The 11561-nt window shown below is 61.9% G+C and carries 11 protein-coding genes; 8 read left to right on the top strand and 3 right to left on the bottom strand.

Going from position 1 to position 11561, the window contains the following annotated elements; genetic code table 11:
* Positions 1–49: 49 nt before the first annotated feature.
* On the top strand, positions 50–832 hold the full coding sequence (locus P3T22_RS20025) for a TrmH family RNA methyltransferase (protein ID WP_429325910.1): 783 nt from the start codon (positions 50–52) through the stop codon (positions 830–832).
* Positions 833–921: 89 nt separating this feature from the next.
* Here P3T22_RS20025 and ppsR read toward each other — a convergent pair whose 3' ends face one another.
* Positions 922–1737, bottom strand: a complete 816-nt coding sequence (ppsR, locus tag P3T22_RS20020) for a posphoenolpyruvate synthetase regulatory kinase/phosphorylase PpsR (protein ID WP_063496521.1) — start codon at positions 1735–1737, stop codon at positions 922–924.
* A 529-nt stretch (positions 1738–2266) separates the two neighbouring features.
* Between ppsR and ppsA the strand changes: the two genes are divergently transcribed.
* The 3 genes from ppsA (at position 2267) to P3T22_RS20005 (ending at position 6304) form a co-directional block, all read left to right on the top strand.
* The gene (gene ppsA, locus P3T22_RS20015; protein ID WP_429325909.1) at positions 2267–4672 is read left to right on the top strand and encodes a phosphoenolpyruvate synthase; all 2406 of its coding nucleotides are present in this window, start codon (positions 2267–2269) and stop codon (positions 4670–4672) included.
* Between the two features lie 180 nt (positions 4673–4852).
* Entirely contained in the window at positions 4853–5308 is a 456-nt protein-coding gene (locus P3T22_RS20010; protein WP_063496519.1) for an NfeD family protein, read from the top strand.
* 63 nt (positions 5309–5371) lie between these two features.
* The gene (locus tag P3T22_RS20005) at positions 5372–6304 is read left to right on the top strand and encodes an SPFH domain-containing protein (protein WP_429325908.1); all 933 of its coding nucleotides are present in this window, start codon (positions 5372–5374) and stop codon (positions 6302–6304) included.
* 201 nt (positions 6305–6505) lie between these two features.
* On the opposite strand, the gene smpB is transcribed toward P3T22_RS20005, so the two are convergent.
* A complete protein-coding gene (gene smpB / locus P3T22_RS20000; RefSeq protein ID WP_063496517.1) occupies positions 6506–6952 on the bottom strand; it encodes an SsrA-binding protein SmpB in 447 nt (148 codons plus the stop codon).
* Positions 6953–7052: 100 nt separating this feature from the next.
* On the opposite strand from smpB, the gene P3T22_RS19995 reads away from it, so the two are divergent.
* Positions 7053–7490 (top strand): type II toxin-antitoxin system RatA family toxin, encoded by a 438-nt coding sequence (locus P3T22_RS19995; protein ID WP_063496516.1) that lies wholly within the window; start codon positions 7053–7055, stop codon positions 7488–7490.
* Entirely contained in the window at positions 7487–7819 is a 333-nt protein-coding gene (locus tag P3T22_RS19990; RefSeq protein WP_063496515.1) for an RnfH family protein, read from the top strand. The genes P3T22_RS19995 and P3T22_RS19990 overlap by 4 nt, the downstream gene beginning before the upstream one ends.
* A gap of 117 nt (positions 7820–7936) precedes the next feature.
* On the opposite strand, the gene P3T22_RS19985 is transcribed toward P3T22_RS19990, so the two are convergent.
* On the bottom strand, positions 7937–8914 hold the full coding sequence (locus tag P3T22_RS19985; RefSeq protein WP_429325907.1) for a DMT family transporter: 978 nt from the start codon (positions 8912–8914) through the stop codon (positions 7937–7939).
* A 359-nt stretch (positions 8915–9273) separates the two neighbouring features.
* Between P3T22_RS19985 and guaB the strand changes: the two genes are divergently transcribed.
* Entirely contained in the window at positions 9274–10734 is a 1461-nt protein-coding gene (gene guaB / locus P3T22_RS19980; protein ID WP_429325906.1) for an IMP dehydrogenase, read from the top strand.
* A gap of 6 nt (positions 10735–10740) precedes the next feature.
* Entirely contained in the window at positions 10741–11469 is a 729-nt protein-coding gene (locus P3T22_RS19975; RefSeq protein ID WP_429325905.1) for a hypothetical protein, read from the top strand.
* The last annotated feature ends 92 nt before the right edge of the window (positions 11470–11561 follow it).

Below are 11561 nucleotides of genomic sequence, written 5' to 3'. Positions count from 1 at the left end.
GCCCAGCGCATCGCCCACTCTTTCATCATTCTCACTGTCTTCGCTGCCTGTGAAAGCCATCACCTCGCGGGACAATCCGCTCTACAAGCGCCTCAAGGCGCTGGCCGGCTCGACGCATCAGCAACGTCGTAGCGGTCACGCATTGCTCGAAGGGTTCCATCTCGCGAGCGCGTATCTCGATGTCGCCGGGCAGCCGGAAATGTGCATTGTCACGGAGGGCGCGCTGCGTCACAACGAAGCGCAGGCCATTGTGTCGCGCATCGACGAGCACCGTATCGTTACGCTGCCTGATGCATTGTTCGGCCAATTGTCGAACGTCGTGCACGGTGTCGGGATTCTGCTGCTGGTCGAAAAGCTCGACACGCCGCTGCCGGAGAAGGTCGCGCAAACCTGCCTCGTGCTCGATGGCGTGCAGGACGCCGGCAACGTCGGCTCGATTCTGCGCAGCGCGGCGGCCGCCGGTATTCAGCAGGTGTTTTGCGCACCGGGCACCGCCTACGCATGGTCGTCGAAGGTGCTGCGCTCGGGCATGGGCGCGCATTTTCTGCTGCAGATCCACGAAGATGTCGAAGCGCAGGTATTGACCGAGCGCCTCGCGGTGCCGGTCGTCATTACGGATTCGCATGGTGCCGAGGCGATCTACGACTGCGACCTGAGCGGACCGCTCGCGTGGGTGTTCGGCAACGAAGGGGCGGGCGTATCGCAGACCTGGCGCGATGCGGTTTCCTTGCGGGTGACGATTCCTCAGCCGGGCGGCATGGAATCGCTAAATGTGGCGGCCGCGGCGGCGGTTTGTGTCTTCGAACAGTGCCGCCAGCAGCGGCGCGCGTGACCTTGCACTGACTTCAGGTCTGAGGCGGCCTCCACGGTTACCTCAGCGCCACGCGCGTAGGTAAGACAGGCCGCGCTCAGGGGCTACGCTCAATAAGCCGGCCGATCCAGCTTGATCTCCTGCAGAATCGTCGTCGCGATCTCTTCGATCGACTTATGCGTCGACGACAGCCACTTGACCCCTTCACGCCGCATCATCGCTTCGGCTTCGTTGATTTCGTAGCGGCAATTTTCCGGCGCGGCGTACTTGCTGCCTGGCCTGCGCTCGTTACGGATCTCCGACAGCCGCTGCGGATCGATCGACAAACCAAACATTTTCTGCCGATGCGCCAATAGCGGCGTAGGCAGCTTGCCGCGCTCGAAGTCTTCCGGAATCAGCGGATAGTTGGCCGCTTTCACCCCGTACTGCATGGCCAGATACAGGCTCGTCGGGGTCTTGCCGCTGCGCGACACGCCGACCAGAATCACGTCGGCATCGGCCAGATTGCGGTTCGATTGACCGTCGTCGTGGGCGAGCGAGAAGTTGATCGCCTCGATCCGGTTCTTGTATTCCTCGGTATCGGCGTTCTGGTGGCCACGGCCCATCGCGTGGCTCGACTTGAGCTCCAGTTCCTGTTCGAGCGGCTCGACGAAGGTCTGGAACATATCCAGCACGAGCGCATTCGAGCCTTTGACGATCTGATTCGAGGCGCTGTCCACCAGCGTCGTGAAGACGATTGGACGGCGGCCGTCTTGCTGGATCGCTTCGTTGATCTTTTCTAGCGTGGCGTAGGCTTTGTCTGTCGAGTCGACGAAGGGCACGCGAACCAGGCGGAATTTCTGGTCGAACTGGGAGAGGATCGAATGCGCGAAGGTTTCGGCAGTGATCCCGGTACCGTCGGAGACGATGAATACGGTGGGCGGCATCAGGGGGACTGGGGAACGTGAGCGGGAAAAAGCGCTCGAATGAAACATCGCTGCATTGACATCGCTGCACGGTGGCTAACCGTGAATGACAGCGGCGTCATGTCAGCGCACCGTGGGCACCGCAACTGCGCCCGGATGGCGGTGGGGCCTCGCAAAAGCCCGTCAGCCGGTCCGGGGCGCAATTCGAGGCGCAATTCTCGTCCGACTGTCACATTTTGAGAGTCGGCACGGTAGAATAGCGGCAACCTGTTGGATAAGCAATTGCAGGCGATTGGCGTCTAACTTACCGCGAACGGTCGGTCAACGCCGCGCTTTCAGCCGGCAACTTGCGGCGAATGGGTGGGATCGATCGGTAATTTCGTCCAACCGCTTTCTACGTCGCGCTTCTGGCGATTCTGGTGTTTCCGGCCATTTGCAGCGATTGCTTCTCCAACAGGTTGTGCAAGACGCGAGGTCACGCTTCCAATGGGCGTCTCGCGTCCAAGCCCACTTGCACAGCCGTGAATTTCTTTCACACTTAGGGGCTTGTATGACTAACGCAGTTACCGTCGCAAAGGAAGAGGCGTATGTAGTTCCGTTCGAGCAGTTGCGGATGACCGATGTGGAGATTGTCGGCGGCAAGAACGCGTCGCTTGGCGAGATGATCAGTCAGCTCGCCGAAGCCGGCGTGCGCGTGCCGACTGGCTTCGCTACCACGGCGCTGGCTTTCCGTGACTTCTTGCATCACAACGATCTGACTGAACGCATTGCCAAACGTCTCGAAACGCTTGATATCGACGACGTGAAGGCGCTCGCCGAAGCGGGCAAGGAGATCCGTCAATGGATCGTCGACGCCCCGATGCAGCCGCGTCTCGAAGCGGATATCCGCGCAGGTTTCGAGACCCTGCAAAACAGCTCGCCTGAAGAGTTGTCGTTTGCCGTGCGTTCATCGGCAACGGCAGAAGACCTGCCGGACGCATCGTTTGCCGGTCAGCAGGAAAGCTATCTCAACGTGGTCGGCATCGACGAGGTGCTCGATCGCATGAAGCACGTGTTCGCGTCGCTGTATAACGACCGGGCTATCTCCTATCGCGTCCACAAGGGCTTCACCCACGCTGAAGTCGCGTTGTCGGCAGGCGTGCAGCGCATGGTGCGCTCGGACGTCGGTGCGGCAGGCGTGATGTTCACGCTGGACACGGAATCGGGCTTCAAGGACGCCGTTTTCATCACGTCGAGCTACGGCCTGGGCGAAACGGTCGTGCAGGGCGCGGTGAATCCGGACGAGTTCTACGTCTTCAAGACCACGCTCGCACAAGGCAAGTACCCGATCATCCGCCGCTCGATCGGCTCGAAGCTGATCAAGATGGAATTCACCAAGGCCGGCGAGCAAGGCCGCGTGAAGACCGTCGACGTCGCGCACGAGCAGCGCAACCGCTTCTCGATCACCGACGAAGACGTGATCGAACTCGCGAAATACGCTGTCATCATTGAAAAGCACTACGAGCGTCCGATGGACATCGAGTGGGGCAAGGACGGCCGCGACGGCAAGATCTTCATTCTGCAGGCGCGTCCGGAAACGGTGAAGAGCCAGGCTGCAGGGAAGGCCGAGCAACGCTTCAAGCTGAAGGGCCAATCGAACGTGCTGACGACCGGCCGCGCAATCGGCCAGAAGATCGGTGCGGGTCCGGTGCGCGTGATCCACGATCCGTCGGAGATGGACCGTGTGCAGCCGGGCGACGTGCTGGTGGCCGACATGACCGACCCGAACTGGGAACCGGTGATGAAGCGCGCATCCGCCATTGTCACGAACCGTGGCGGCCGTACCTGCCACGCGGCGATCATCGCGCGTGAGTTGGGCGTGCCGGCGGTGGTCGGCTGCGGCGACGCGACCGACGTGCTGAAGGACGGCGCGCTGGTGACCGTGTCCTGCGCGGAAGGCGACGAAGGCAAGATCTACGACGGTCTGCTCGAAACCGAAATCACCGAAGTGCAGCGCGGCGAACTGCCGCCGATTCCGGTGAAGATCATGATGAACGTCGGCAACCCGCAGTTGGCCTTCGACTTCTCGCAACTGCCGAACGCAGGCGTGGGTCTGGCGCGGCTTGAATTCATCATCAACAACAACATCGGCGTTCACCCGAAGGCGATTCTCGAGTATCCGAACATCGATCAGGACCTGAAGAAGGCCGTGGAAAGCGTGGCGCGTGGCCATGCATCGCCGCGCGCGTTCTATGTCGACAAGCTGACCGAAGGTGTCGCCACGATCGCGGCGGCGTTTTATCCGAAGCCTGTGATCGTGCGTCTGTCGGACTTCAAGTCGAACGAGTACAAGAAGCTGATCGGCGGTTCGCGTTACGAGCCGGACGAAGAAAACCCGATGCTGGGCTTCCGTGGCGCATCGCGCTACATCGCTGACGACTTCGCCGAAGCGTTCCAGATGGAATGCATCGCGCTGAAGAAAGTGCGTGAAGATATGGGCCTCGATAACGTCGAGATCATGGTGCCGTTCGTGCGTACGCTGAAGCAGGCGGAGCGCGTGGTCGGGCTGCTGGAGAAGTTCGGCCTGAAGCGCGGTGAGAAGGGCTTGCGCCTGATCATGATGTGCGAAGTGCCGTCGAACGCGATTCTCGCCGAGGAATTCCTGCAATTCTTCGACGGCTTCTCGATCGGTTCGAACGACCTGACGCAACTCACGCTCGGCCTCGACCGCGACTCGGGCATGGAACTGCTGGCAGTCGATTTCGACGAGCGCGATCCGGCCGTCAAGTTCTTGTTGAAGCGCGCGATCGACACGTGTCTGCGACTGAACAAGTACGTCGGTATCTGCGGCCAGGGCCCGTCGGATCATCCTGACTTCGCACAATGGCTGACCGATGAAGGCATCAAGTCGATCTCGCTGAACCCGGACTCGATCATCGAGACGTGGCAGAAGTTGGCGAAGTCGTCGGCGCAGTAAGCGCAGTAAAAAAGCGCAATAAACAAGCCCCGGGCAGGTGCCCGATAGGCAGCTTGCATAAAGGGTGGTGCGCTACATCAAAAGCACGTAAAAGCGTGCTGCACCGCCCAATAAAATGCACGCGCTTCGTGCTATAAACACCCCGGTAGATCCGGGGTGTTTTGCTTTCTGGAGGTCGACGTGGCGCCAGGTGGATTGTTCTGGTGGATCGGGGCGGGTGTGCTAGTCGTGCTGGAGTTGATCAGCGGCACTTTCTATTTGCTGATGATCGCGGTGGGCTGCGTTGCGGCTGCCATTGCGCATCTGGCGGGCGCGACCGCCGACCTGCAGTTCGCGATTGCAGCTGTCGTGGCGCTGGCGGCGGTCCTGTTGCTGAGGCGTTCGCGCTTCGGCCGCAGAGCGCGCAAAGAAGCGTCGAAGAACCCGGACGTCAATCTGGACATTGGCCAGACCTTGAGCGTGCCGGCGTGGCACGAGCGCCGGGCGCGCGCCAATTACCGCGGCGCTGCGTGGGACGTCGAACTGGCCGCCGGCGAGCCCGAAGATGCGCAGTTCTATGAAATCGCCGAGATGCGTGGCAGTTGCCTCGTCGTCGTGGCCAGCCGGCAAGCGAAAGCCAAGGCAACCGTGGCTTGAGCGTGCACCAATGCGTGCACAGAACTACGCACAACTATTCGAACTACGGACCGGAGGGCAGTAATGGATTCAACCATCGTCGGGGCGGTGTTGCTGATTATCGTGATCGTGCTGGCGGCACAGACGCTCAAGATCGTGCCGCAGCAGCATGCGTGGGTGCTGGAGCGGCTCGGCCGCTATCACCGTACGCTGACACCGGGCTTGAGCTTCGCGTTTCCGTTCGTCGACCGGATCGCATACAAGCACATCCTCAAGGAAATCCCGCTCGAAGTGCCGAGCCAGGTGTGTATTACGCGCGACAACACGCAATTGCAGGTGGATGGCGTGCTGTATTTCCAGGTCACCGATCCCATGAAGGCGTCGTACGGCTCGAGCAACTTCGTGTTCGCTATTACGCAGCTATCGCAGACCACGCTGCGCTCGGTGATCGGTAAACTCGAACTCGACAAGACTTTCGAAGAACGTGACTTCATCAACCACAGCATCGTGTCGTCGCTCGATGAGGCGGCGTCGAACTGGGGCGTGAAGGTGCTGCGCTACGAGATCAAGGACCTGACGCCGCCCAAGGAAATTCTTCACGCGATGCAGGCGCAGATCACCGCCGAGCGCGAGAAGCGCGCGCTGATCGCGGCATCCGAAGGGCGTAAGCAGGAGCAGATCAATATCGCTTCCGGTGGCCGTGAGGCGGCAATCCAGAAGTCAGAAGGCGAGCGGCAGGCGGCCATCAACCAGGCGCAGGGGCAGGCGTCGGCGATTCTGGCGGTGGCTGAGGCTAACTCGCAGGCGATTCAGAAGATCGCTGCGGCAATCCAGTCGAACGGCGGGATGGAAGCAGTGAACCTGAAAGTGGCCGAGCAGTACGTGAACGCGTTCGGTAACCTGGCGAAGCAGGGTACCACGCTGATCGTGCCGGGCAACCTGGCGGATATGAGTTCGATGATCGCGTCGGCGCTGACGATCGTGAACAAGGGGAAGGGCGCGACTGAGGTGCGCTGATTGATTTTTGCTTTCTTGCCGAAAAAATGGCCCGCTGATTTTGCGGGCCATTTTTTGTTGAGTATTCGTTGAATCGCAGCTTTTGGCAGTAAGCCGGCTGGGCAGCAAAGCGCGGCAAATCCGCGCATCACGCGGCGCGAATCGGGCCAACTCGCAGGCCAACTCGCAGGCCAAACTCGCCGCTCAAGCCGGTGATTGCGATCACGACGGCGAACGCATCAGGCGCGCCTTCTCGCGTTCCCAGTCGCGCTTCTTTTCGGTCTCGCGCTTATCGTGCTGCTTCTTACCCTTGGCCAGCCCGATTTCGCATTTGACCCGGCCGCCCTTGTAGTGGAAGTTCAGCGGCACGAGCGTGTAGCCGCGCTGCTCGACTTTGCCGATCAGTTTGCTGATTTCCTCGCTATGCAGCAGCAGCTTGCGCGTGCGCACCGGGTCCGGGTGGATGTGGGTCGAGGCCTCGGGCAGCGGGCTGATGTGCGTGCCGATCAGGAACAGTTCGTTATTCTTGATGACCACGTAGCCTTCCTTGATCTGGCCGCGGCCGGCGCGCAGGGCTTTGACCTCCCATCCTTCGAGCACGAGCCCCGCTTCGTAGCGTTCTTCGACCGAGTAGTCGTAGAAGGCTTTTCTGTTGTCAATGATGCTCATGAATGGAAAGTGCCCAACTCGTTTAAAATCACGATTTTAGCAAAGCGGGGCAAGGAAAGCCCGCGGCGCTTGTCCACCCTTGCCACGCGCTGTTCAATTTATGGCAGATGTCCAGAAAACCGTGTTGATCCGCCATTCGGCGGAACAGATGTTCGACCTCGTGACCGACGTTGCCGATTACCCCAACTTCCTGCCTTGGTGCGGGGGAGTCGAAATCCGCCGCCAGGACGAAACCGGCATGGAGGCGAAGATCGATATCAACTTCAAGGGCATCAAACAGCACTTCGCCACGCATAACAGCATGGAGCGGCCCACGCGCATCGACATGGAATTCGCGGACGGCCCATTTCGCAAATTCACCGGCTTCTGGCGGTTCACGCCTTTGCGTGCGGATGCCTGCAAGATCGAATTTGCGTTGCACTACGAATTCACCAACATCATTCTCGAGAAGATCATTGGGCCGGTGTTCAGTCACATCGCCAACACCTTCGTCGAATCGTTCGTGAAGCGCGCCGACCAGCGCTACGGTAAGGCATGAGCGCGCGCTTGTCGATTGAAGTCTGCTACGCGCTTGCTGATGAGCAGACGCTGATCGTGGTCGATCTGCCGGAAGGCGCCACGCTGCAGCAGGCGCTCGAAGCGAGCGGCATCTTGCGGCGTTATCCGCAGATCGATCTGGGCGCGCAGAAGGTCGGCGTGTTCGGCAAGCTGAAGCCGTTGGATACGGTACTCGCCGACCATGATCGCGTCGAGATTTACCGGCCGCTGCTGGTGGATCCGAAGCTGTCGCGCCAACGGCGTGTTGAGAAGACCCGCAAAGCGGGCTCGATCGAAGGGCGCCGCTGGCAGAACAAGGATTCGCGCTAGGTCGTCTTGTGGCTCTGGCCGTGGCTCTGGCTCTGGCTCTGGCTCTGGCTCTGGCTCTGGCTGTGGCTGTAGCCGTGGCCGTGGCCGTGACCGTGGCAGCGCCAAGGGTGCCTCGTCTCAATGCACCGAAGGCTGCGCCTTTTCCTCGATCGACGCCGCGCCGGACGTATCGTCGTCCGCATGCTGGCGCACCGACCAGCACACCCCCGCCACCAGCAGCAGGATCGCCGCAGTTTCCAGCGGGCGCGGCAGGCGCTGGTCGTAGATGAACGCGTAGAGCAGCGCGAATAGCGTCTCGAACACGATCATCTGGCCGGACAGGGTGAGCGGCAGCCGCTTCGACGCGGCATTCCACAACCCGTTGCCGAGCCATGACGCGCCGACGGCGAGGCCCAGATTCAGCATCCAGAAGGTGTGCCAGCGCTCGTCGCTGAGTGGCCCCTGCAGGCTGCCGGACGGCATGACGGCGACTGCCAGCCACAACCCTGCGCCGAGCGCGCCGGTCACCACACCCCACAGCACCGACCACTCATTGCCGCTGAAATGCGTCTGACGCTGCAGATAGCGGGCGTTTTCGACCGCGAACCAGGTCCAGCAGGCGAGCGCGCCGACCGCGCAGGCGAGGCCGAGGAGCTTCGTCGCGATACTCACTGGCGTGCTGTCCGCTACCGTGAAGACGTCGATGTTGATGCAGGCGATGCCGGCCACCACCAGCGAAAGCGGCCATGCGAGGCGGGCGAGCGGCACGGCGCCATGATCGCGCCGGCCGAGCAGCGTCACCGTGACCGGCAGCACGCCGACGATCAGCGATGCCGGCGCGATGCCGATCATATGGACCGCTGCGGTCAGCAGCAGGTAGTACAGCAGGTTGCCGGCCAGCGCCAGTTTGACCAGTGCGCCGAGATCTTCGCGGGTCAGGCGTTTGACGAGCGAGCGCGCGATCGGCAGCGCGGCGGCCAGCGAAACGATGCCGTACATCGTGTAGCGGCCCGCGCTCAGCAGCAGCGGTGAAAAATCGGGCAGCACGCGCGGCACCAGAAACACCATGCCCCATAAAGCCCCGGCCATTACTCCATATGCCACACCGCGCTGCATCGACTGCCCCTGCAAGAAAAACTGGAATGGTCGGCAGAATAGCCGTTTGGCGGGCGGGGCGTCTTGTTTGATTCTGCATTCCTGCGGTTTTATCCGGTGTGTTCAGGCGCTTTTTAACTGCCGCGCGGTGGCTCGGCGGCGTGGAAGCCCTCCGAATTGCCCTCGCTCGAACCGGGCGGCGCCTCCATGCACCCGAACGCGCATACGAAACCGGATCGAACCCGAGGCGAACGTGAAAGCGAAATCGAAGGGCCTGAAGTCACGAAAAAAATCCCCCGAAATTCGCTAAGCTGCTGTTAGTGCAGTGAAAACCGGGGAGGTATCGCGTATAATTCGCTTTTGCGCCTATAGGATTTGCCATGCGTCTGATCCAAACAGCACTCACGTTCGATGACGTGCTCCTCGTCCCGGCTTTCTCCGATGTTCTGCCGCGCGACACCAGCCTCAAGACCCGGCTGACCCGCAACATCTCCCTGAATATGCCGCTCGTGTCCGCCGCCATGGACACCGTCACCGAAGCCCGTCTCGCGATCGCGATGGCGCAAATGGGTGGCGTGGGTATCATCCACAAGAATTTCACGCCGGCCGAACAGGCGCGTGAAGTTGCCAAGGTCAAGCGCTTCGAATCGGGCGTCGTGCGCGATCCGATCACCGTGCCGCCGCAAATGAAGGTGCGCGACGTCATCGCGCTGTCGCGCCAGCATGGCATTTCGGGCTTCCCGGTTGTCGAAGGCGCGCAACTGGTCGGCATCGTCACGAACCGTGACTTGCGCTTCGAAGAGCGTCTGGACGAGCCCGTGCGCAACATCATGACCCCGCGCGAGCGCCTCGTCACCGTCAAGGAAGGCACGCCGCTCGCCGAAGCCAAGGCGCTGATGCACAGTCACCGCCTCGAGCGCGTATTGGTGATCAACGACGCATTCGAACTGCGCGGCCTGATGACCGTCAAGGACATCACCAAGCAAACCGAACACCCGGACGCGTGTAAAGATGAACACGGCAAGCTGCGCGCAGGCGCGGCAGTCGGCGTGGGCGAAGACAACGAAGAGCGCGTTGAGCTGCTGGTGCAGGCGGGCGTGGACGTGATCGTCGTCGACACGGCGCATGGCCACAGCAAGGGTGTGCTCGAGCGCGTCAAGTGGGTCAAGCAGACGTTCCCGCATGTCGAAGTGATCGGCGGCAACATCGCTACCGCCGCGGCGGCCAAGGCGCTCGTCGAATACGGCGCGGATGCCGTGAAGGTCGGTATCGGCCCGGGCTCGATCTGTACGACGCGGATCGTCGCCGGCGTGGGCGTGCCGCAGGTCACTGCGATCTCGGACGTATCGGAAGCGCTGAAGGGCTCGGGCGTGCCGGTCATCTCCGACGGCGGCGTGCGTTTCTCGGGCGACGTCAGCAAGGCGCTGGCAGCCGGCGCGAACTCCGTGATGATGGGCAGCATGTTCGCCGGCACCGAAGAAGCGCCGGGCGACGTGTTCCTGTTCCAGGGCCGCCAGTACAAGTCGTACCGTGGCATGGGTTCGGTCGGCGCGATGAAGGACGGCGCGGCAGACCGCTACTTCCAGGACAACTCCGCGAACATCGACAAGCTGGTGCCGGAAGGGATCGAAGGCCGCGTCGCCTACAAGGGTTCGGTCAACGCGATCCTGTACCAGCTGATCGGCGGCGTGCGCGCCAGCATGGGCTACTGCGGTTGCCGCACGATCACGGAGATGAACGACAAGGCCGAGTTCGTGCAGATCACGGGCGCGGGCTTGCGCGAGTCGCATGTGCATGATGTGCAGATCACCAAGGAAGCGCCCAACTACCACGTGGACTAAATGCCAATGAAGCCATTGCTGCGCGCTGTACTCATCCTTGATGCGTTGTTGCTGCTTGCGTTCGGCCTGCTGTTTCTGCTGACGCCCTGGACTTCGCTGTACAACGCGCTGCTTTTGGTGCAAACCCAGCCGGCTCTGGTCGGCCAGGGGTTTGGCGTGGCGCTGATCGGGCTCGCGTGGCTTGCTTTGCACGCGTCGATCGACGGCGCGCTTACGTCGACGGTGGCCAAGGTCGTCGGCCATGTGAACTGGCTGACCGGCGTGCTGATGCTGGTCTGGCTGCTTGGGCTGCATACGCCGGCGCTGACCGGTTTCGGGCAGATCATCGCGGTGCTGGCCGGTGTCGTACTGCTGGTGGTTGGCCTCGGTGGTGTGCGGCTGTCGGGCGCGGTGCGGCGGCGTGAAAAGGTGCGGCTGGTTGAAGCCACTGCTGCCGAGCGTGCCGAAAAGCAGGCCGCCAAAGATGCCGCGAAAGATGCTGCCAACAAGCGCGATTCCGGTCGGGTGACGGCGGGCTTTCCGGCCTATCGCACCGAACCGGTCGTCGAGCCCGTTATGCCGGTCACACGGCCCGTGAGTCCTGTTTCGGCAGCGCCGCTTCATCCGGTGGTCGACGAACCGGGGCTGACCGCGTCTGAACGCGCCGCACGGGCTGAGACTGCGGCCGCGCGCGACGACGCACGCAACGCCGCCGCGGATGCGCCAGGTGCGCCGCGTCCGCCGTTTCATGGCTGACTCATGGCTGATTCATGGCTGACTCAGGGCGGACGCCTCGAGCGCCAGAACGTTTGCCGAAGCTACCGGATTCCGTTCGTGCGCGCAGCAGG

The sequence above is a fragment of the Paraburkholderia sp. GAS348 genome (genome assembly GCF_050434205.1).
In the GTDB taxonomy this organism is placed as follows: Bacteria; Pseudomonadota; Gammaproteobacteria; order Burkholderiales; family Burkholderiaceae; genus Paraburkholderia.
The sequence above is the reverse complement of the archived record's forward strand: the minus strand, read 5'-3'. Positions and strand labels throughout refer to the sequence as shown.